21 protein-coding genes, 1 rRNA gene and 1 other annotated feature are annotated in these 20,175 nt (G+C 53.3%); of the genes, 14 read left to right on the plus strand and 8 right to left on the minus strand.

Features of this window, described 5'->3' with window-relative positions:
* Positions 1-11: 11 nt before the first annotated feature.
* A complete protein-coding gene (locus ACNQ0T_RS06085; protein ID WP_014832951.1) occupies positions 12-803 on the minus strand; it encodes a cytochrome C assembly family protein in 792 nt (263 codons plus the stop codon).
* A 166-nt stretch (positions 804-969) separates the two neighbouring features.
* Between ACNQ0T_RS06085 and ffh the strand changes: the two genes are divergently transcribed.
* The 7 genes from ffh to ACNQ0T_RS06120 all read left to right on the plus strand — a co-directional run bounded on the left by ffh (position 970) and on the right by ACNQ0T_RS06120 (position 6,387).
* Positions 970-2,331: a signal recognition particle protein gene (gene ffh / locus ACNQ0T_RS06090; RefSeq protein WP_003863132.1), complete on the plus strand. Its 1,362-nt coding sequence runs from the start codon at positions 970-972 to the stop codon at positions 2,329-2,331.
* A gap of 116 nt (positions 2,332-2,447) precedes the next feature.
* A complete protein-coding gene (gene rpsP, locus ACNQ0T_RS06095; RefSeq protein ID WP_022649067.1) occupies positions 2,448-2,696 on the plus strand; it encodes a 30S ribosomal protein S16 in 249 nt (82 codons plus the stop codon).
* A gap of 15 nt (positions 2,697-2,711) precedes the next feature.
* The gene (rimM, locus tag ACNQ0T_RS06100) at positions 2,712-3,251 is read left to right on the plus strand and encodes a ribosome maturation factor RimM (RefSeq protein WP_003863136.1); all 540 of its coding nucleotides are present in this window, start codon (positions 2,712-2,714) and stop codon (positions 3,249-3,251) included.
* 31 nt (positions 3,252-3,282) lie between these two features.
* Positions 3,283-4,050 carry a tRNA (guanosine(37)-N1)-methyltransferase TrmD gene (gene trmD / locus ACNQ0T_RS06105; protein ID WP_003863138.1) on the plus strand — a complete coding sequence of 256 codons (768 nt, stop codon included), beginning with the start codon at positions 3,283-3,285 and terminating at the stop codon, positions 4,048-4,050.
* Positions 4,051-4,093: 43 nt separating this feature from the next.
* The gene (rplS, locus tag ACNQ0T_RS06110) at positions 4,094-4,441 is read left to right on the plus strand and encodes a 50S ribosomal protein L19 (protein ID WP_002914145.1); all 348 of its coding nucleotides are present in this window, start codon (positions 4,094-4,096) and stop codon (positions 4,439-4,441) included.
* A 132-nt stretch (positions 4,442-4,573) separates the two neighbouring features.
* A complete protein-coding gene (locus ACNQ0T_RS06115; RefSeq protein WP_022649065.1) occupies positions 4,574-4,978 on the plus strand; it encodes a DUF2946 domain-containing protein in 405 nt (134 codons plus the stop codon).
* Positions 4,979-5,016: 38 nt separating this feature from the next.
* A complete protein-coding gene (locus ACNQ0T_RS06120; protein ID WP_045308389.1) occupies positions 5,017-6,387 on the plus strand; it encodes a PepSY-associated TM helix domain-containing protein in 1,371 nt (456 codons plus the stop codon).
* A gap of 2 nt (positions 6,388-6,389) precedes the next feature.
* Here ACNQ0T_RS06120 and ACNQ0T_RS06125 read toward each other — a convergent pair whose 3' ends face one another.
* Genes ACNQ0T_RS06125 through ACNQ0T_RS06135 form a run of 3 tightly spaced genes read right to left on the minus strand, consistent with a single transcriptional unit; the run spans position 6,390 to position 8,634 of the window.
* Positions 6,390-6,872 (minus strand): OmpA family protein, encoded by a 483-nt coding sequence (locus ACNQ0T_RS06125; RefSeq protein WP_045308388.1) that lies wholly within the window; start codon positions 6,870-6,872, stop codon positions 6,390-6,392.
* A 12-nt stretch (positions 6,873-6,884) separates the two neighbouring features.
* A complete protein-coding gene (gene dgcN, locus ACNQ0T_RS06130; RefSeq protein WP_045308387.1) occupies positions 6,885-8,105 on the minus strand; it encodes a diguanylate cyclase DgcN in 1,221 nt (406 codons plus the stop codon).
* The gene (locus ACNQ0T_RS06135; RefSeq protein WP_417929775.1) at positions 8,098-8,634 is read right to left on the minus strand and encodes a YfiR family protein; all 537 of its coding nucleotides are present in this window, start codon (positions 8,632-8,634) and stop codon (positions 8,098-8,100) included. Before ACNQ0T_RS06135 ends, dgcN begins: the two co-directional genes overlap by 8 nt.
* A 478-nt stretch (positions 8,635-9,112) precedes the next feature.
* Between ACNQ0T_RS06135 and aroF the strand changes: the two genes are divergently transcribed.
* The 3 genes from aroF to ACNQ0T_RS06150 are packed head-to-tail and all read left to right on the plus strand — an operon-like array spanning position 9,113 to position 12,248.
* Positions 9,113-10,183 (plus strand): 3-deoxy-7-phosphoheptulonate synthase AroF, encoded by a 1,071-nt coding sequence (aroF, locus tag ACNQ0T_RS06140; RefSeq protein WP_006811632.1) that lies wholly within the window; start codon positions 9,113-9,115, stop codon positions 10,181-10,183.
* A 10-nt stretch (positions 10,184-10,193) separates the two neighbouring features.
* Positions 10,194-11,315 (plus strand): bifunctional chorismate mutase/prephenate dehydrogenase, encoded by a 1,122-nt coding sequence (gene tyrA / locus ACNQ0T_RS06145; protein ID WP_022649060.1) that lies wholly within the window; start codon positions 10,194-10,196, stop codon positions 11,313-11,315.
* A 60-nt stretch (positions 11,316-11,375) separates the two neighbouring features.
* A complete protein-coding gene (locus tag ACNQ0T_RS06150; RefSeq protein ID WP_058676703.1) occupies positions 11,376-12,248 on the plus strand; it encodes an SMP-30/gluconolactonase/LRE family protein in 873 nt (290 codons plus the stop codon).
* Here the strand turns inward: ACNQ0T_RS06150 and pheA are convergent.
* From pheA to bamD, 4 genes are all read right to left on the minus strand, one after another.
* The gene (gene pheA / locus ACNQ0T_RS06155) at positions 12,245-13,405 is read right to left on the minus strand and encodes a bifunctional chorismate mutase/prephenate dehydratase (RefSeq protein ID WP_023306733.1); all 1,161 of its coding nucleotides are present in this window, start codon (positions 13,403-13,405) and stop codon (positions 12,245-12,247) included. The two genes, ACNQ0T_RS06150 and pheA, sit on opposite strands and share 4 nt — an antisense overlap.
* Before the next feature lie 30 nt (positions 13,406-13,435).
* Positions 13,436-13,561, minus strand: a sequence feature (Phe leader region).
* Positions 13,513-13,560, minus strand: a complete 48-nt coding sequence (gene pheL, locus ACNQ0T_RS06160; protein ID WP_100229775.1) for a pheA operon leader peptide PheL — start codon at positions 13,558-13,560, stop codon at positions 13,513-13,515. It overlaps the preceding feature by 48 nt.
* 103 nt (positions 13,562-13,664) lie before the next feature.
* Positions 13,665-14,006: a ribosome-associated translation inhibitor RaiA gene (gene raiA / locus ACNQ0T_RS06165; RefSeq protein ID WP_006811628.1), complete on the minus strand. Its 342-nt coding sequence runs from the start codon at positions 14,004-14,006 to the stop codon at positions 13,665-13,667.
* 267 nt (positions 14,007-14,273) lie between these two features.
* A complete protein-coding gene (gene bamD / locus ACNQ0T_RS06170; protein ID WP_003863164.1) occupies positions 14,274-15,011 on the minus strand; it encodes an outer membrane protein assembly factor BamD in 738 nt (245 codons plus the stop codon).
* Between the two features lie 131 nt (positions 15,012-15,142).
* Here bamD and rluD point away from each other — a divergent pair, with 131 nt between their 5' ends.
* The 4 genes from rluD to ACNQ0T_RS06190 form a co-directional block, all read left to right on the plus strand.
* Complete coding sequence (gene rluD / locus ACNQ0T_RS06175) at positions 15,143-16,123, plus strand: 23S rRNA pseudouridine(1911/1915/1917) synthase RluD (RefSeq protein WP_022649057.1); 981 nt, start codon at positions 15,143-15,145, stop codon at positions 16,121-16,123.
* Positions 16,120-16,851, plus strand: coding sequence for a purine nucleoside phosphorylase YfiH (gene yfiH, locus ACNQ0T_RS06180; RefSeq protein WP_063163107.1), 732 nt, complete (start codon positions 16,120-16,122; stop codon positions 16,849-16,851). The genes rluD and yfiH overlap by 4 nt, the downstream gene beginning before the upstream one ends.
* Positions 16,852-16,980: 129 nt before the next feature.
* Positions 16,981-19,554, plus strand: coding sequence for an ATP-dependent chaperone ClpB (gene clpB / locus ACNQ0T_RS06185; protein ID WP_045308384.1), 2,574 nt, complete (start codon positions 16,981-16,983; stop codon positions 19,552-19,554).
* A 429-nt stretch (positions 19,555-19,983) separates the two neighbouring features.
* Positions 19,984-20,175 (plus strand): 16S ribosomal RNA (locus ACNQ0T_RS06190); the annotation flags it as partial.

Here is a 20,175-nt window from a genome sequence, read left to right on the forward strand (position 1 = left end):
CCTTTTGTTACTTAGCCAGCAAATTGCTGTATGAAGCGGCTACCAAAATAGGCAAGCGTGAGAATGCCCGCACCCGCAACGTTGAACCAGACCACGCGACGACCGCGCCAGCCTTCATGATAATGGCCCCATAACAGGACAATATAGACAAACCACGCGATGATGGAGAGGACCGCTTTATCGATATTCTCCACGCTGAACAGGTTCTTCATATAAAACAAGCCCGTGCACAGCGTCAGCGTCAGCAAAACCACGCCGACCTGGGTGATGTGGAACATCTTACGCTCAATCACCATCAGCGGCGGCATTTCATGGTTAAACGCCAGCTTTTTATTTTTCAGCTGGTAGTCGATCCAGGCGAGCTGCATGGCGTAAAGGGCGGCGATGATCAGCGTCGCGTAGGAGAATAGAGACAGGCCGATATGCACCAGCATCCCCGGCGTGGCTTCCAGATGGGTAATAAACTCATTGGGCATGAACGTGGCTAACGCCAGGTTGATCAGCGCAAAGGCGTAGACTATCGGCAGCAGCAGCCAGCCACGATTTTTAGACGCGACAATGGTCATGACCGTACAGATCATCAGGCTGACCAGCGAGCCGACGTTCAGCACGCTCAGATTTTGCACGCTGCCGTCGCCGGGAATGATGCGTGATTCCAGCGCAAACGCATGGCTAATCAGTGCGATCACTGCCGAAAGAATAGCCATGCGCCGCCAGCCGCTGTTTTTTTGCAGCAGGCCAGGAATGATCAGCGCGAGGCTGACAGAGTAGGCAACAAGGGCGATCAGTGCGAAAACAGGCATATAGGCGTCGACAGTTGTCTTAATAAGAAAGAGAAGCAGTATAACGTTACGTGACGCCTGCTCCAACCGTTGCATAACAACAAAGGCGCCTTCATGTTATACTCCGGCAAAATTCTGTGTATGTGTCGCCCAGGCGACCTAACGTTTCTACCCCAGGCGAGAGACAATGTTTGATAATTTAACCGATCGTTTGTCGCGCACGCTGCGCAACATCAGCGGCCGTGGACGCCTTACCGAAGAGAACATCAAGGAAACGCTGCGCGAAGTGCGCATGGCGCTGCTGGAAGCAGACGTTGCGTTGCCGGTCGTGCGTGATTTTATCAACCGCGTGAAAGAGAAAGCGGTTGGTCATGAAGTTAACAAGAGCCTGACTCCGGGTCAGGAGTTCGTCAAAATCGTCCGTAACGAGCTGGTTTCGGCGATGGGCGAAGAGAATCAGGTGCTTAACCTGGCGGCTCAGCCACCGGCCGTCGTGCTGATGGCGGGTCTGCAAGGTGCGGGTAAAACCACCAGCGTCGGTAAGCTGGGGAAATTCCTGCGCGAAAAGCACAAGAAAAAAGTGCTGGTGGTTTCGGCGGACGTGTATCGCCCGGCGGCGATCAAACAGCTGGAAACGCTGGCCGAGCAGGTTGGCGTAGACTTCTTCCCGTCCGACGTGGCGCAGAAGCCTGTTGACATCGTTAACGCGGCGCTGAAAGAGGCGAAGCTGAAATTCTACGACGTGCTGCTGGTGGATACCGCCGGTCGACTGCACGTTGACGAAGCGATGATGGACGAAATCAAGCAGGTTCATGCTTCTATCAATCCGGTAGAGACCCTGTTTGTTGTCGACGCCATGACCGGTCAGGATGCGGCAAACACCGCAAAAGCGTTTAACGAAGCCCTGCCGTTAACCGGCGTGGTGCTGACCAAAGTCGACGGCGACGCTCGCGGCGGTGCGGCGCTGTCTATTCGTCATATTACTGGTAAGCCAATTAAGTTCCTCGGCGTGGGCGAGAAAACCGAAGCGCTGGAGCCGTTCCACCCGGATCGTATTGCCTCCCGTATCCTCGGCATGGGCGACGTGCTGTCGCTGATCGAGGATATCGAAAGCAAGGTTGACCGCGCGCAGGCTGAAAAACTCGCCAGCAAGCTGAAAAAAGGTGACGGTTTCGATCTGACCGACTTCCTTGAGCAACTGCGTCAGATGAAAAACATGGGCGGTATGGCAAGCCTGATGGGTAAACTGCCGGGTATGGGGCAGATCCCGGACAACGTCAAATCCCAGATGGATGACAAAGTGCTGGTGCGTATGGAGGCAATCATCAACTCGATGACGCTGAAAGAGCGCGCGAAGCCAGAAATCATCAAAGGTTCCCGCAAGCGCCGTATCGCAGCCGGTTGCGGCATGCAGGTCCAGGACGTTAACCGCCTTCTGAAACAGTTCGACGACATGCAGCGCATGATGAAGAAAATGAAGAAAGGCGGCATGGCGAAGATGATGCGCGGCATGAAAGGCATGATGCCGCCCGGTTTTCCTGGGCGATAATCGCTTTTGAGATTGCTTTTTGCCCGAAAATGAGTAAAATTTTCGGGCTTTTAATATGACACCCGGGCTCCGTTCCTCGATGGGGCCCGGTTGTTTTATTCACACAAGAGGATGTTATGGTAACTATTCGTTTAGCACGTCACGGCGCTAAAAAGCGTCCGTTCTACCAGGTTGTTGTGACTGACAGCCGTAATGCACGCAACGGTCGCTTCATTGAGCGCGTTGGTTTCTTCAACCCACTGGCCTCTGGCGCAGAAGAAGAAACTCGTCTGGATCTGGATCGTATCGCTCACTGGGTTGGCCAGGGCGCTACTGTTTCCGATCGCGTTGCTACGCTGATCAAAGCAGCAAACAAAGCAGCTTAATCTGTCACGGTGGTCATGATGAGCAATAAAGCACCTGTTGAACCGATCGTATTGGGAAAAATGGGTTCTTGCTACGGTATCCGTGGTTGGCTCAGAGTGTTTTCCTCCACTGAAGACGCTGATAGCATTTTTGATTACCAGCCCTGGTTTATCCAGAAAGCCGGTAAGTGGGAAGAGGTCGAGCTGGAAAGCTGGCGTCACCACAATCAGGACATCATCATCAAGCTGAAAGGCATTGACGATCGAGATGCCGCGAATGCGCTGACTAATTGTGAAATTGTCGTGGATTCGTCGCAGTTGCCGCAACTGGAAGAGGGTGACTACTACTGGAAAGACCTTATGGGTTGCCAGGTAGTGACCACTGAAGGCTACAGCCTGGGGAAAGTCATCGACATGATGGAAACCGGGTCAAATGACGTTCTCGTCATTAAGGCAAACCTGAAAGATGCATTTGGCATCAAGGAGCGGTTGGTCCCGTTCCTCGATGGACAGGTTATCAAGAAAGTCGATCTCACTACTCAAACCATTGAAGTAGATTGGGATCCTGGTTTTTAAATTCTCCGGATAAACGGTAAAAGACGGCGCTATGTGGATTGGCATAATTAGCCTGTTTCCTGAAATGTTCCGCGCGATTACCGATTACGGGGTAACTGGCCGGGCAGTAAAGAATGGCCTGCTGAGCATCCAGAGCTGGAGTCCTCGTGACTTCACGCATGACCGGCACCGTACCGTGGACGATCGTCCTTACGGCGGCGGACCGGGGATGTTGATGATGGTGCAACCCTTACGGGACGCCATTCACACAGCAAAAGCCGCGGCAGGTGAAGGCGCGAAGGTGATTTATCTGTCACCTCAGGGACGCAAGCTTGATCAAGCAGGCGTGAGCGAACTGGCGACGAATCAAAAGCTGATTCTGGTCTGTGGTCGCTACGAAGGGATAGATGAGCGCGTAATTCAAACCGAGATTGACGAAGAATGGTCTATCGGCGATTACGTTCTCAGCGGTGGTGAGTTACCAGCAATGACGCTGATTGACTCCGTCGCCCGGTTTATTCCGGGGGTTCTGGGCCATGAAGCTTCGGCAACGGAAGATTCCTTTGCCGATGGATTGCTGGACTGTCCACACTATACTCGTCCTGAAGTGTTAGAAGGGATGGAAGTCCCGGCAGTGTTACTGTCTGGAAACCATGCCGAGATACGTCGCTGGCGTTTGAAGCAGTCGCTGGGCCGGACCTGGCTTAGAAGACCTGAACTTCTGGAAAACCTGGCTCTGACTGAAGAGCAAGCAAAGTTGCTGGCCGAGTTCAAAACCGAACACGCGCACCAGCAGCATGAACATGATGGGAAAGCGTAATACGCTCCCGAATATCAGTTTACCCAGGATAAGAGATTAAATTATGAGCAACATTATTAAGCAACTTGAACAAGAGCAGATGAAGCAGGACGTACCTTCCTTCCGTCCAGGTGACACCGTGGAAGTGAAAGTATGGGTTGTTGAAGGTTCCAAAAAACGTCTGCAGGCATTCGAGGGCGTGGTTATCGCTATTCGTAACCGCGGTCTGCACTCTGCATTCACTGTTCGTAAAATTTCCAACGGCGAAGGCGTTGAGCGTGTCTTCCAGACTCACTCTCCGGTAGTTGACAGCATTGCTGTTAAACGTCGTGGTGCTGTACGTAAAGCTAAACTGTACTACCTGCGTGAGCGTACTGGTAAGTCTGCTCGTATTAAAGAGCGTCTGAACTAAGATTCGCTTAAGCGACATCCTGTCAGAAAGGGCTGGCCGAAAGGCTGGCCCTTTTTTTATCTCATCGCAACTCTCGCGTTAACCCTTCCGTCATAAATCATTTACAATGTTCGCCTCTTGGGTGGAGGGTAAGTGGATAACGTACTGCATCAGCATAGCTGGAAACGCGCAGCGGCATTGACCGCGCTGTTTGCGATCCTGCTGATCGTCGTGGCGCCGCTGATCTCCGTCTCGCTGCAAAAAGATCCCATGAGCGCCATGCCGGGCATGCACCATGACATGAGCATGATGTCGATGGACGAGCATCATGGGGATATGCCGCATTCCATGCCAGTTGACCATGCGGAAGCCTGCGGCTACTGCGTGCTGTTAGCGCATGTGCCGGGCGTGATGCTGGCGCTTATCGTTCTGCTCAGCGTGGTGTTGCAGCGGCTGCGCATGAAGCCGCCTCGTCAGGCGGTCAGCCACTGGCACTTTTTCCCCTGGCTTTACCCCGATACCCGCGCGCCGCCGCGTCGGTCTGCTTTCTCCCTTTAAAACAAAATCACTCACTTTTTGCCTTAAAAAGGAAAAGTATGACTACCTGCACTCCGCGCGCGGCATGGGGAAACCTGCTGCGTCGCCTCCATTTCTATATCGGGCTGTTTGTTGGTCCGTTTATTTTCTTCGCAGCGTTGACCGGTACGCTGTATGTCGCCACGCCGCAGCTTGAAAATGCGCTGTACCATCATGCACTCCACACGGATGCCGTGGGTGAGGTGCAGCCTCTTGCTGCACAAATTGCCGCGGCCGAAAAGGCCGTAGAATCAGACCTGCGTCTGCATGCCGTTCGTCCGGGGCTGGAAGAGGGCGAAACGACCCGCGTGATGTTTGCCGACCCGGCGCTGGGTCCCTCCGAGCATCGGGCTATTTTTATTGATCCCGCCAGCCTTGAGGTTCGAGGGGATATGACTGTGTACGGCACCAGCGGGATTTTACCGCTGCGTCAGACTATCGATTATCTGCATACCTCGCTGATGCTGGGCAACCTCGGGCGCCTCTATAGCGAGTTAGCCGCCTCGTGGATGTGGGTTGCTGCCCTGGGCGGGATCGCGCTGTGGTTCTATACCCGACCGAAGCGCCGTATTAACAATCGTTTCCAGAATCGTCGTCGCCTGCATGTGATCTTAGGCTGGACGTTACTGGCGGGAATGCTGCTGTTCTCAGTCACCGGGTTAACCTGGTCACAATGGGCCGGTGGCAACGTCGATAAGCTGCGTGCAGAGATGAACTGGCTGACGCCGCAGGTAAACACCACCCTTTCCGGTGCGCCGGAAATGATGGATGAACACGCCGAACATCGTGGTCATCACGGCGGAATGTCGATGCCTGAAATGCCTGTTGAACTGTCGCTTTTTGACAGCGTATTGCAGGCCGCCCGCCAGTCAGGAATTGATGCTAACAACGTTGAGATCCGTCCGGCAAGCAGGGTCGACCAGGCCTGGACGGTGACGGAAATCGATCGCCGCTGGCCGACGCAGGTTGATGCCGTTGCCGTGGACCCCCACTCTCTGAAGGTGCTGGACAGGACTCGCTTTGGGGATTTCCCGCTGATGGCTAAACTCACCCGCTGGGGCGTGGATTTCCATATGGGGATCCTGTTTGGTCTGGCAAATCAGCTGCTGCTCATCGCGTTTGGCGTTGCGCTGTGCGTGCTGATTATCTGGGGATACCGGATGTGGTGGATGCGTCGTCCTGCGACGTCAGCCGCGAACCCGGTACAGACGCTCTGTCAAAGCTGGCTGGCATTGCCGCTGTGGGGAAGGGGAGTGACGTTCATGATAAGCCTCCTGCTGGGGCTGGCGTTGCCGGTAATGGGCGTCAGTCTGGCGGCATTTATCGTGATTGACTGGCTGCGCTGGCGAGCGGCTTCAGGCGTGTCGCTCGCCGGCACATCCGCTAAATAGCCTTAAGGCGTGCTGATAACTACCGCAACACGGCGGTTTTCAGCGCGCCCTTGCGCAGTACGGTTGCTGCTGAGAGGGTATTTTTTGCCTAAACCCCGCGTAGTGAGGTTGCTGCGCGGGATGTTCGCGCCCTTCGCCCAGGCATCCGCTACAACATTGGCACGTTTTAACGAAAGCGCTTCGTTGTAGCTCTCTTCGCCATAGTTATCCGTATGGCCGTCCATCCGGGCGTGATTCAGACCGGTTGCCGCCAGACGTGAGGCCATAGTCTGGATCTGCGTTTCACTTTCCGGACGCAGTCTGGCGTCATTTTTATCAAACAGGATCTTATCCGACAGGCCCAGGGACCAGTCGCCATTCAGTTCGTTAAAGCCGTAGGACTTCATGGCCGCGATTTGCTCTGGTGTGAATTTACCCTCCGGCGTCTGGCACCCGGACATAACCAGAGATGCCAGTAACAACGGCGCGATGTATCGCTTCAACATATCGTCTTCCTTTCAGGGTATTGTTTTCGAACGCTGGTTTTTGACCAGGTACATATTGCGATCGGCTTGCTCAAGTAATGCCTCGACGGAGGCATTTTCCCACGCCAGAGCAAAGCCAATGCTGAGTGACATTGATGCTGTGTGTCCGTTATGCAGATCAAACGGACGGATAAATTGCTGCGACAGCGCAGCGCAAATATATTCGACCTCACGCGCGGTGTGGACGCCATAAAGGATCATGGCAAACTCGTCGCCGCCAAGACGGTAAGACTGATGACGTTTTTCGCCAAATTCGACCATCCTTTTTGCGGCTTCGATCAGTACGCAGTCACCCGCGGCATGGCCCCAGGTATCGTTAATAAACTTGAAGTTATCACCGTCCAGGAAGAGCAGGGCAGAATTGGTCTTTGCCGAAGCGTCATTCATTAAGGCCGCAATGTTGTTGCGAAACGCGGCGCGGTTTGCAAGCCCCGTGAGCGGATCGTGCATGGCGGTACGCAACAGTTGAGCATTTTTCGCCTGTAGCTTGAGCTGCCACTCTTCCATTTCATCCAGCAGGCTGTTGAAGTCTTCACCAAATTGGTGGAACTCTTCAATGCGGCCTTCCGTTACCCGGCGAGAGAAGTTGCGGTTGGTACGGACGTCATGCACAACGTCAGTGATGTTTTGCATTTCAACAACCATGCCATGATGTAGCGAGCGGGTGATGGTCAATGCGACGGCAGAGGCAAAAAGAATGCAGCCGGTGAGGACCGCAAATGAGAGCCAGATAAAGTGGCTAATCAGGCTGTCTCGTGCGGTCAGACGAATTTCGCCAATCACATTACCGTTATGTATGATGGGCTGTGCGACAGGAACAGGGAACAACCACCGGTTGACCAGCGCGCCCAGCGTGTCGGTATTATCCGCCGGGTTCCACGACCACCAGGCAAACCGTTTATGATGTGCATTAAGCACTTCCGCCACAGCAAATTGCCCCTGCTTGCCGAGGGTCGCCAGCGTTTCATTTGCCGCCACGGCATCGTTGAACACCAGAGAAGCCTCAAGGCTGTGGCTCATGGTGGCGCCGGTGAGTTCGAGGTTTTTTTGCGCGTATTGCTTTAATGTCACCACGGAAGCGAAACACAGCAGCAACCATATAAACGTCATCGTTATAATGACGCTTATCATGCTGATTCGCCGCAACGTTCTTTTAAACGTCGGACGCGGTGTTGGTGTGACTTCCTTATTCATGCTTCTTATTCCGTGCGAGCATTAATACATCCGGATTGACTCTTACGCCACTGCGCGTCAGCGCATCCAGATTTACGGAAAACCTGACCTTGTTGTGCTCTATTATCAGACAAAATGCGCTGCCAATAACGCATTCAGGATTTTGCTCTGACATTAATAGCAACGCCTGGCCCTGATAGTGACTTATTATTTCCTGTTGTTTTGCCGGTGATTCACTCCCGAAATAGAGGGCATCGCACCTTGCTGTGAGTGCTTCCCGATCGCTATGCACAATGACAGGACTATAGGGCAACGGGTTATTTACATCTTCACTGCTGAGCGCCTGTCTGTAACGGGAAGAGGCATAAATACAGAGCTTAGGCTGGCCGGAAAGTGCTGGCCATCGGGTGTAGCTTACAATACCAGAAACAATCGAACGTACCGATTTATCCGTTTCCGTGAGCGAGCCTGCCCTTGCAGGGTTCACCAAAATGAACAGCATTAGCGCCAGGGGGAGGTGAAGCAAAGCGATCAAGAATGTATTTCTCATCAGAATCCGCCAAACCGCCCCGGAAATAGATGCCCTTATGAATTTCCGGCAGAATACCATTCTTTCTCAAAGCCGTCATTATGTCAGAAATATCCCTGTCTTGACCTAAGCTAAATCTTACAGAGCACGATATTCAAAGTAATTTAGGCAGGCTCAATTAAGTCTGCTGGAATTCATACTTTTATTCATTTTTTGTTGCCAGAATTTATGTAGCCACGCAACTTTCCCTCAATTCACCCGAGGATAATTAAGCTAACGGCCAGCACCGGGATAGCGTGCCTGGTGTGAGCGTAGACTGGCGTTAAAAGCGTATGTGTAATTTTATGTTTACGATTTTAACCTGTGATTTGGCATTTAAATGGCTACTGTAAAATAATCTGTACGTATTTTGGATTGAAATCTTTACTTGATGTGTTATCGTTGTGTCACCTCTTCGAGGAAAACCACTATCGCAAACGAGTTTTACAGGATCGCAATCATGCAAAAAGACGCGCTGAACAACGTACATATCACTGACGAACAGGTGTTAATCACCCCGGATCAACTGAAGGCGGAATTCCCGCTGAGCGTCGCGCAGGAAGCTCAGATTGAGCACTCTCGCCAGACCATTTCTGACATTATCGCAGGCCGCGATCCGCGCCTGCTGGTGGTATGTGGTCCTTGCTCCATTCACGATCCTGAAACCGCCATTGAGTACGCTCGTCGATTTAAAGCATTAGCGGAGGAGGTCAGCGATAGCCTCTATCTGGTGATGCGCGTCTATTTTGAAAAGCCACGTACAACGGTTGGCTGGAAAGGGTTGATTAACGATCCGCACATGGATGGCTCGTTTGATGTGGAAGCGGGCCTGAAGATTGCGCGTCGCCTGCTGGTGGAGCTGGTCAGCATGGGGCTGCCGCTGGCAACCGAAGCGCTGGATCCGAACAGCCCGCAGTACCTCGGCGATCTGTTTAGCTGGTCTGCGATTGGGGCGCGCACCACCGAGTCACAAACCCACCGCGAGATGGCGTCTGGCCTGTCTATGCCGGTTGGTTTTAAAAACGGTACAGACGGCAGCCTGGCCACGGCGATTAACGCCATGCGCGCCGCCGCTATGCCCCATCGTTTTGTCGGGATCAACCAGGCGGGCCAGGTATGCCTGCTGCAAACGCAGGGCAATCCGGACGGGCATGTGATCCTGCGCGGTGGTAAAGCGCCAAACTACAGCCCGGCGGATGTCGCGCAGTGTGAAAAAGAGATGGAACAGGCGGGACTGCGTCCGGCGCTGATGGTAGATTGCAGTCATGGTAATTCGAATAAAGATTACCGTCGCCAGCCTGCAGTTGCAGAATCTGTGATTGCACAGATTAAAGATGGTAACCGTTCAATTATCGGCCTGATGATTGAAAGTAATATTCATGAAGGCAATCAGTCATCGGAACAGCCGCGTAGCGCGATGAAGCCCGGCGTCTCGGTCACGGATGCTTGCATCAGCTGGGAAACCACTGATGCGCTACTGCGTGAGATCCACAAAGATTTGAACGGCCAGCTGGCGACGCGTCTGGCATAAGAGGATAGTTATGGTTGCTGAATTGACCGCATTACGCGATCAAATTGATGAAGTGGATAAGGCGTTGCTGGACCTGCTGGCGCGCCGCATGGCACTGGTTGCTGAGGTCGGCGAAGTTAAAAGCAAATACGGCCTGCCAATTTACGTTCCGGAGCGTGAGGCCTCTATGCTCGCCTCCCGCCGTAAAGAGGCACAGGCGCTGGGCGTTTCACCGGACTTAATTGAAGATGTCCTGCGTCGTGTGATGCGGGAATCCTATTCCAGCGAAAACGACAAGGGCTTCAAAACTCTCTGTCCGTCGCTGCGTCCGGTGGTGATTGTCGGTGGCGGCGGCCAGATGGGGCGTCTGTTTGAAAAAATGCTGACGCTTTCTGGCTATCAGGTGCGCATCCTGGAAAAAGAGGACTGGCCGCATGCGCCGGAACTCATGAAGGATGCCGGAATGGTTATCGTCAGCGTACCGATTCATGTGACGGAGCAGATTATCGCGAAACTTCCTCCGCTGCCGGAAGATTGCATTCTGGTGGATCTGGCGTCCGTTAAAAATGGCCCTCTACAGGCAATGCTGGCGGCGCACACCGGGCCCGTGCTTGGGTTACACCCGATGTTTGGCCCGGACAGCGGCAGCCTGGCGAAGCAGGTAGTGGTTTATTGCGACGGTCGTCAGCCGGAAGCGTATCAGTGGTTCCTGGAACAGATTCAGGTCTGGGGGGCACGTTTGCACCGTATCAGTGCGGTTGAGCACGATCAGAACATGGCGTTTATTCAGGCGCTGCGCCACTTTGCAACCTTCGCCTATGGTCTGCACCTGGCGGAAGAGAACGTTCAGCTTGAACAATTGCTGGCGCTTTCCTCGCCAATCTATCGTCTGGAGCTGGCGATGGTCGGGCGACTGTTTGCCCAGGATCCACAGCTTTACGCCGACATCATCATGTCGTCTGAAAATAACCTGGCGCTGATCAAGCGCTACTATCAGCGTTTTGGCGAAGCGATCACCTTGCTGGAACACGGCGATAAACAAGCGTTTATCGACAGTTTCCGTAAAGTGGAGCACTGGTTCGGTGATTACGCCACGCGATTCCAGAGTGAAAGCCGCACGCTGTTGCGCCAGGCAAATGACAGTCGCCAGTAATCTGATGATGTATATACTAAAAGCCAGCAATGCTGGCTTTTTTCATTTTGGGGAACTGTCATGGCTGAACCGCAGCTGCTGTTGAACTATACCGGGCATCTGCCCGAATGCCCGACGTGGAGTGCTGAAGAGAAGGCGCTCTACTGGGCGGATATTCTGGAAGGGGAGATTCATCGGTACCATCTGCCCACCGCGGAACACTCGGTGCTCTCATTCCATGAAGAAGTTGGGTGTTTTGCCCTGCGTGAACGCGGCGGATTTATCGTCGCGATGCGAAACGCCATCTGGCTGACCGATAAACACGGCCTGCTCCAGCGTAAGGTTTGCGATAACCCGTCCAACCCGCAGCTTGCACGCTTTAACGATGGAGGCACCGACCATCAGGGACGGTTTTATGCGGGCACGTTCTGGGGGCCGGGAGATTATAACGGCGCCATGTTGATGCGTATCGACAACGACCTGACACCGAAAGTGATCCAGTGCGATATTCAGGGGCATAACGGTTTAGCGTTTAGTCCTGACAAACGGTGGATGTTTACTTCTGATACGCCGAACGGTGTGATTTACCGTACGCCGTTTGATGAGCAGGGGGAACCCGGTAAGCGCGAAGAGTTTCGCCGTTTTAGCGAGGGAGAGGGTATACCCGACGGAGCGGCAATGGATGAGGAAGGCTGCTACTGGAGCGCACTGTTTGACGGCTGGCGTATCGCACGGTTTTCACCGCAAGGCGAACAGCTGGAAGAATACCGGCTGCCGGTACGCTGCCCGACAATGGTCTGCTTTGGCGGCGACGATATGAAAACGCTGTTTATCACCACCACGCGGGAAAATATGGAGGCGGAAGAGCTGGCGAAATACCCGCTTTCCGGTGCCATCTTCACCCTGCCTGTAAATGTGGCAGGGATGAAGAAAAGCCGCTTTATCGAACATTAAGCCGGATCGACCGGGACCACGTTTTCGCTCGGATAGCAGCCCAGTACTTTCATGGAGCGTGTGATCTCGCCCAGTTCGCGCAGGGCTTTCTGCATGGATGCAGACTCCAGGTTGGCCTGAACGTCGAGATAGAACATCTCTTCCCACGGGTTGCCATGTATTGGGCGGGATTCCAGCTTCGTCATGATCAGGTTGTGATTACGCAGCACCAGCAGCGCTTCAACCAGCGCACCCGCCTGCTGGCCGGTCGCCATCAGCAGGGTGGTTTTCGCCGGGACCTGGTCCGACACGTTGATGGCCTTGCGGGCAAGAACCACGAAACGGGTGATATTTTGCGTCTGGTTGGCCAGATTGCGTTCCAGCACCTGTAAGCCATACAGCGCGCCGCCCGCTTCGCTACCGAGTGCCGCGACGGCAGGAGAGTTTGCCTGCGCCACTTTTTCCATCGCCGCCGAGGTGCTTTCGGTGTACTCAATTTTCCAGTGCGGATAACGGTTCAGGAACTGGCTGCACTGCTGGAACGGCTGCGGGTGGCTGTACACCGTTTCGATCTGACTCAGATCGGTTGAGCCAGAGACCAGCACGCAGTGATCGATAGGAATAGTCAGCTCACCGACCAGCGACAGGCTGGTGTGCTGGAGCAGATCGTAAACATCGTTGATGGCGCCGGAACTGGTGTTCTCAATAGGCACCACGGCGTAATCTGCCTGGCCGGTTTCGACCTGGTTGAAGATGTCTGCAAATTTTGCACAACCGCTCTCAATGAACTCTTCGAAATGACGGGCTGCGTACTGGCGAGCCGCCAGGTGAGAATAAGAACCTTTCGGGCCGAGGAAAGCGATCCGAGCAGAGTGCGGGTTGGTTTTGTTCAGATGCTGCTGGAGCAGGGCCTGTTGCGTCAGAACGGAATCTTCAATGATGAGCTGGAACAGGCGGGTGATGTAGTGGGCATCAAGATGATGCGCTTTGCCGAGCTGTATCAACCGTTCCAGTAAATCACGCTCGCGATCGATATCGCGCACCGGCCGATGAGAATCCAGCTTGGCTTTGCCCACTTCAATGGCGAGCGCGCGGCGTTCTGCCAGCAGGGCCAGTAACTTTTCGTCGAGTGCACTGATTTTTACGCGTAAATCCAGGAGCGGGTTTTCCGGTGTCATAGTGTTGTCTGTCTCATTTTATCGTTATCAATAAAAAAGGCCTCCCGGTGTGGGAGGCCTTGTTGTTCGTCTTCGCATTCTTTATCACACGACGAAACGCCTCCCGGTCAGGGGAAGGTAAAAAAGAATGCGAAGAAAAACGGCGTCTGTTTCATTAGGTCATCCTGAAATTGATAGGGTTAAAGTACCTGTACTGTTTTGATCCTGTCAATAAAAAACGCGCCCGAAGGCGCGTTGTCGGTACACTCAATTTAAAGGATTACTCTTCTTCAACTTCTTCCGCGAAGCTGGCGTCTTTCACCGATGTTGTGGCGCGACGGGCTTCACCTTTGTGTTGCACTTTATTGAGCTGCCGTTCCAGCTTGTTGATCAAATCGTTAATTGCGGTGTACATATCCTCGTGTTTAGCGCTGGCGACCAGATGGCCGTTTGGAGTATTGATAGTTGCATCAGCGACGAAACCCTGCGGCTCCTTGGACAGGATGATATGTGGATTAATCAAATGTGTTTGCCATTTATCCAGTTTGGCGAGACGGTCTGCGACGTGCTGGCGGATTGCCGGAGTAATTTCCATTTGTTTACTGGTAATGTTCATTGTCATAAATTTTACCTCTTGTCTTTCCGTCTTGGTGATTCCAGCATACCCGACCTAATGTCAAAATGTGTGATTTAGATCACGTTATTTTGTCGGTTTTTGTCAGGGAATCTTTTTTGTGAGGCAGGGCAGGAAGAGGTGAGATTTACCTTGTCGAAGCCAGCAATTGCGGTCATAGTTGACTGGATGTGTTGAAGCTAAACCGCTTCAGCGTAAGTCTGAAAGAATAAAAAAACGGCAGCCTGAGGGCTGCCGTTATGCGTTGTAGCGGTATCAGGTGTTGCTGCTGTTCGCGGCGATGATTTTCGCCACTTTGTCAGCCTGAGCCGTCATCTGCATCTGGCGATACGCATTCTCCATCAGCTTCAGGCCATCACGCGTGGCCTGGGTATCTGGATAATCACGCAGCATGCCTTCTACACGGTTAACCACGGCAACCCATGCGCCACGGCGAGTGTAGTATTCCGCGACGGAGTACTCGTATTTCGCCAGACGATCTTTCAGGAACACCAGACGCTTAGTGGCATCGGTAATGTACTGGCTGTTCGGGTAGCTACGCACCAGTTTGGAGAAGTCATTGAAAGCATCACGCGCATGTTGCGGGTCACGGTCAGAACGATCCACCCCGAAGAAGCCCTGCAATGCACTGTCATCCAGCGCCATGTTAGTCAGGCCGCGCATGTACATCACGTAATCGATGTTAGGATGGGTAGGGTTCAGACGCATGAAACGATCGATCGTTGCCTGAGCCAGCGGCAGATCGGCATTTTTATAGTAGGCGTAGATCAGATCTAACTGTACCTGCTGTGAATACGGACCAAACGGATAGCGATTATCCAACGCTTCCAGTTGCGTTATCGCCTGTTTCCAGTTACCGTCCTGCAACTTTTGTTGTGCAGTCGCATAGATTTCATTCGGCGGATTGTCAGGGACCTGTTCATTCGAACCGGAGCAGCCCACCAAAGCCAGGCTCAACGTGGCCGCTGCCACCAGATATTTCATGCGCGTCATGACGTTTTGACTTTCCTCAAATGTTTGTCCGGGAGAAACTCAGTTCCTGCTCCCGATTAAGACCAGCTACAATAGCACACTATATTAAACGGCAAAGCCGTAAAACCCAACGTTAAACGAAGAAGCAGTTTATGGCACAACGAGTAGAACTCACCGCAACAGTCTCCGAAAATCAGCTCGGTCAACGCTTAGATCAGGCTTTGGCCGAATTGTTCCCTGATTATTCGCGTTCACGTATAAAAGAATGGATCCTTGACCAGCGCGTGCTGGTAAACGGCAAGATCTGGGACAAACCAAAAGAGAAAGTGTTTGGTGGGGAAGCTGTCGCCATCAATGCTGAAATCGAAGAGGAAGTCCGCTTCGAGCCGCAGGATATCCCGCTGGATATCGTCTACGAAGATGACGATATTCTGGTCATCAACAAACCGCGTGACTTTGTTGTCCATCCGGGCGCGGGTAATCCTGACGGTACGGTACTTAACGCACTCCTTCATTATTACCCGCCGATAGCTGACGTACCGCGTGCCGGTATCGTTCACCGTCTGGATAAAGACACCACGGGTCTGATGGTGGTGGCGAAGACGATCCCCGCCCAGACTCGACTGGTGGAATCTTTGCAGCTGCGCGAAATCACCCGTGAGTATGAAGCGGTGGCGATTGGTCATATGACCTCTGGCGGCACGGTGGAAGAGCCGATTAGTCGTCATCCAACCAAGCGTACGCATATGTCCGTACACCCGATGGGTAAACCGGCGGTAACCCATTACCGCATCATGGAACATTTCCGTATTCATACGCGCCTGCGTCTGCGTCTGGAAACCGGGCGTACTCACCAGATCCGCGTGCACATGGCGCATATTACCCATCCGCTGGTGGGTGACCCTGTTTACGGCGGTCGTCCGCGTCCACCAAAGGGCGCATCGGATGAATTCATCTCCGTGCTGCGTAAATTCGATCGCCAGGCGCTGCATGCGACGATGCTACGTCTTTACCACCCAATCACCGGAATTCAGATGGAATGGCATGCGCCTATCCCACAGGATATGGTGGAACTTATCGACGCGATGCGCGCAGATTTCGAAGAACATAAGGATCACGTGGACTGGTTATGACCAAACTGATTGTCCCGGAGTGGCCGCTGCCTGAAGGCGTGGCCGCCTTTAGCTCGACCCGTATCGGTGGCGTGAGCCAGGGTGCGTGGGCGTCTTTGAACCTCGGTGCGCACTGTGGCGATAACCTGGAGCACGTCAAAGAGAACCGTAAACGCCTCTTTGCTGCGGGAAACCTTCCTTCAAAACCGGTCTGGCTTGAGCAGGTGCACGGTAAAGCGGTGCTGAAGCTTACGGGTGAGCCCTATGCGTCTAAACGCGCCGATGCTTCGTACAGCAATACGCCGGGAACGGTTTGCGCGGTGATGACCGCTGATTGCCTGCCGGTGTTGTTTTGTAACCGTGCCGGTACGGAGATTGCAGCAGCGCATGCGGGCTGGCGTGGCCTGTGTGAAGGCGTGCTGGAAGAGACCGTTGCCTGCTTCCAGGACGATTCTGCAAATCTCATCGCCTGGCTTGGCCCGGCGATTGGCCCGCAGGCATTTGAAGTGGGGCCTGAGGTTCGGCAAGCTTTTATGGAAAAAGATCCTCAGGCGGTTAATGCGTTTGTGGCGTCCGGCGATAAATATCTGGCCGATATTTATCAGCTTGCCCGCCAGCGCCTTAATAATGTCGGCGTGACCCAGATCTTCGGCGGAGATCGCTGTACATTCACCGAAAAGGGTGATTTTTTCTCCTGGCGCCGTGACAAGACGACAGGCCGTATGGCAAGTTTCATTTGGCTGATATAACCTAAAGAATCAAGACGATCCGGTACGCGCCGTTTTCTTTTCACATAATTCAGGTTATTAACCTTGAATAATTGAGGGATGACCTCATTTAATCTCCAGTAGCAAATTTGACCTGTTATGGGAGGAGTTATGCGTCTGGATCGTCTTACTAATAAATTCCAGCTTGCTCTCGCCGATGCCCAGTCCCTCGCACTGGGGCACGACAACCAATTTATCGAACCTCTTCATTTAATGAGCGCCTTGCTGAATCAGGAAGGGGGATCGGTACGTCCTTTGTTAACGTCCGCTGGCATTAATGCCGGCCAGTTACGCACCGCCATCGATCAGGCGCTGAGTCGTTTACCGCAGGTAGAAGGTACCGGTGGCGACGTACAGCCGTCACAGGATCTGGTGCGTGTACTGAACCTTTGCGACAAGCTGGCGCAAAAACGTGGGGACAACTTTATTTCGTCAGAGCTGTTTGTTCTGGCGGCGCTTGAATCACGCGGTACCTTAACCGACCTGCTGAAATCCGCCGGTGCAACCACCGCTAATGTGACCCAGGCGATTGAGAAAATGCGCGGAGGTGAAAGCGTGAACGACCAGGGAGCCGAAGACCAACGTCAGGCTTTGAAAAAATTTACGGTCGATCTGACCGAACGTGCCGAGCAGGGCAAACTTGACCCGGTAATCGGTCGCGACGAAGAAATTCGCCGGACTATTCAGGTACTGCAACGCCGTACCAAAAACAACCCGGTGCTGATTGGTGAGCCTGGCGTCGGTAAAACCGCCATCGTTGAAGGGCTGGCGCAGCGTATCGTTAATGGCGAAGTGCCCGAAGGGCTGAAAGGCCGTCGCGTACTGGCGCTGGATATGGGCGCGCTGGTGGCCGGGGCGAAATACCGCGGTGAATTTGAAGAGCGTCTGAAAGGCGTGCTGAACGATCTGGCGAAACAGGAAGGCAACGTCATCCTGTTTATTGACGAACTGCACACTATGGTGGGGGCAGGTAAAGCTGACGGCGCAATGGATGCAGGGAACATGCTGAAACCTGCGCTGGCACGTGGTGAACTTCACTGCGTCGGTGCCACTACGCTGGACGAGTATCGTCAGTACATTGAAAAAGATGCCGCGCTGGAGCGACGCTTCCAGAAGGTGTTCGTCGCAGAACCAAGCGTTGAAGATACCATCGCGATTTTGCGTGGTCTGAAAGAGCGTTATGAGCTGCACCATCATGTGCAGATCACTGACCCGGCCATCGTTGCGGCGGCGACGCTTTCGCATCGTTACATTGCCGACCGTCAGTTGCCGGATAAAGCCATCGACCTTATCGATGAAGCGGCGTCCAGCATCCGTATGCAGATTGACTCGAAACCGGAAGAGCTGGACCGACTCGATCGCCGCATTATTCAGCTCAAGCTGGAACAGCAGGCATTGAACAAAGAGTCTGATGAAGCGAGTAAGAAACGCCTCGATATGCTCAACGAAGAGCTGGATGAGAAAGAGCGTCAGTATTCTGAGCTGGAAGAAGAGTGGAAAGCAGAGAAAGCCTCCCTCTCTGGCACCCAGACAATCAAGGCGGAGCTGGAGCAGGCGAAAATTGCCATTGAGCAGGCGCGTCGCGTAGGGGACCTGGCGCGGATGTCCGAGCTACAGTACGGCAAGATCCCTGAGCTGGAAAAACAGCTTGAGATCGCCACGCAGTCGGAAGGCAAAACCATGCGTCTGTTGCGTAATAAAGTGACGGACGCCGAGATTGCCGAAGTGCTGGCGCGCTGGACGGGGATTCCTGTAGCTCGCATGATGGAAAGTGAACGCGAAAAACTGCTGCGTATGGAGCAGGATCTGCATCAGCGCGTCATTGGCCAGAACGAAGCGGTCGAAGCGGTATCTAACGCCATTCGTCGTAGCCGTGCGGGGCTGTCCGATCCGAATCGTCCCATCGGCTCGTTCCTGTTCCTGGGGCCAACCGGTGTCGGTAAAACCGAGCTGTGTAAAGCGCTGGCTAACTTTATGTTCGACAGCGATGACGCGATGGTGCGTATCGATATGTCCGAGTTTATGGAGAAACACTCTGTCTCGCGTCTGGTCGGTGCGCCTCCGGGATATGTCGGTTATGAAGAGGGCGGTTACCTGACGGAAGCGGTTCGTCGTCGTCCTTATTCCGTCATCCTGCTGGATGAAGTGGAAAAGGCACACCCTGATGTGTTTAACATCCTGTTGCAGGTGCTGGATGATGGACGCCTGACGGACGGGCAGGGGAGAACGGTCGACTTCCGTAACACGGTGGTGATCATGACCTCGAACCTGGGTTCCGATTTGATTCAGGAACGCTTCGGTGAGCTGGATTACAGCCATATGAAAGATCTGGTGCTGGGTGTGGTCAGCCAAAACTTCCGTCCGGAGTTCATCAACCGTATTGATGAAGTGGTCGTGTTCCATCCGCTGGGTGAGAAACACATTGCGTCGATTGCGCAGATCCAGTTGCAGCGTCTGTACAAGCGTCTGGAAGAGCGTGGGTATGAAATCCACATCTCGGATGATGCGCTGAAACTGCTGAGCGAGAATGGTTACGATCCTGTTTATGGCGCGCGTCCGTTAAAACGTGCAATCCAGCAGCAGATCGAAAACCCGCTGGCGCAGCAAATCCTCTCCGGGGAGCTGGTTCCGGGCAAAGTTATCCGTCTGGAAGCCAACGAAGACCGAATTGTGGCAGTGCAGTAAGCCACAAAACGCAAAAACGGGCCGCTTGCGGCTCGTTTTTGTTTAAAAACCAGGCAAGAATTAAGGTCTGAGATGTGTTTTGCCTGGAAAGTGAGCAGTCAGTAAATAATTTTCACTTTGCACTTGCAGCCTCAGAATAACTCCCTATAATGCGCCTCCAGTGACACGGAACAACGGCACGCAAGCCGCCGGGTCAGCAGAGAAAAGCAAAATAAACGCTTGACTCTGAAGCGGGAAAGCGTAATATGCACACCCCGCGCCGCAGCGAAAACGTAGCGGCACTGCTCTTTAACAATTTATCAGACAATCTGTGTGGGCACTCAAAGTGACATGGATTCTTAATGTCCTCGGACACTAAATGAATACCAAGTCTCAACGAGTGAACACGTAATTCATTACGAAGTTTAATTCATTGAGCATCAAACTTTTAAATTGAAGAGTTTGATCATGGCTCAGATTGAACGCTGGCGGCAGGCCTAACACATGCAAGTCGAACGGTAACAGGAAGCAGCTTGCTGCTTTGCTGACGAGTGGCGGACGGGTGAGTAATGTCTGGGAAACTGCCTGATGGAGGGGGATAACTACTGGAAACGGTAGCTAATACCGCATAACGTCGCAAGA

It is taken from the genome of Enterobacter cloacae complex sp.6700776 (genome assembly GCF_048284255.1).
Lineage (GTDB): Bacteria > Pseudomonadota > Gammaproteobacteria > Enterobacterales > Enterobacteriaceae > Enterobacter > Enterobacter intestinihominis.

Coding starts and splice junctions, on each gene's coding strand:
- ffh (WP_003863132.1), top strand. CDS start 970: ATGTTTGATAATTTAACCGATCGTTTGTCGCGCACGCTGCGCAACATC.
- dgcN (WP_045308387.1), bottom strand. CDS start 8,105: ATGAATAAGGAAGTCACACCAACACCGCGTCCGACGTTTAAAAGAACG.
- yfiH (WP_063163107.1), top strand. CDS start 16,120: ATGACCAAACTGATTGTCCCGGAGTGGCCGCTGCCTGAAGGCGTGGCC.
- trmD (WP_003863138.1), top strand. CDS start 3,283: ATGTGGATTGGCATAATTAGCCTGTTTCCTGAAATGTTCCGCGCGATT.
- pheA (WP_023306733.1), bottom strand. CDS start 13,405: ATGACACCGGAAAACCCGCTCCTGGATTTACGCGTAAAAATCAGTGCA.
- ACNQ0T_RS06120 (WP_045308389.1), top strand. CDS start 5,017: ATGACTACCTGCACTCCGCGCGCGGCATGGGGAAACCTGCTGCGTCGC.
- ACNQ0T_RS06150 (WP_058676703.1), top strand. CDS start 11,376: ATGGCTGAACCGCAGCTGCTGTTGAACTATACCGGGCATCTGCCCGAA.
- raiA (WP_006811628.1), bottom strand. CDS start 14,006: ATGACAATGAACATTACCAGTAAACAAATGGAAATTACTCCGGCAATC.
- clpB (WP_045308384.1), top strand. CDS start 16,981: ATGCGTCTGGATCGTCTTACTAATAAATTCCAGCTTGCTCTCGCCGAT.
- tyrA (WP_022649060.1), top strand. CDS start 10,194: ATGGTTGCTGAATTGACCGCATTACGCGATCAAATTGATGAAGTGGAT.
- ACNQ0T_RS06135 (WP_417929775.1), bottom strand. CDS start 8,634: ATGAGAAATACATTCTTGATCGCTTTGCTTCACCTCCCCCTGGCGCTA.
- ACNQ0T_RS06125 (WP_045308388.1), bottom strand. CDS start 6,872: ATGTTGAAGCGATACATCGCGCCGTTGTTACTGGCATCTCTGGTTATG.
- rluD (WP_022649057.1), top strand. CDS start 15,143: ATGGCACAACGAGTAGAACTCACCGCAACAGTCTCCGAAAATCAGCTC.
- rpsP (WP_022649067.1), top strand. CDS start 2,448: ATGGTAACTATTCGTTTAGCACGTCACGGCGCTAAAAAGCGTCCGTTC.
- ACNQ0T_RS06085 (WP_014832951.1), bottom strand. CDS start 803: ATGCCTGTTTTCGCACTGATCGCCCTTGTTGCCTACTCTGTCAGCCTC.
- rplS (WP_002914145.1), top strand. CDS start 4,094: ATGAGCAACATTATTAAGCAACTTGAACAAGAGCAGATGAAGCAGGAC.
- bamD (WP_003863164.1), bottom strand. CDS start 15,011: ATGACGCGCATGAAATATCTGGTGGCAGCGGCCACGTTGAGCCTGGCT.
- rimM (WP_003863136.1), top strand. CDS start 2,712: ATGATGAGCAATAAAGCACCTGTTGAACCGATCGTATTGGGAAAAATG.
- aroF (WP_006811632.1), top strand. CDS start 9,113: ATGCAAAAAGACGCGCTGAACAACGTACATATCACTGACGAACAGGTG.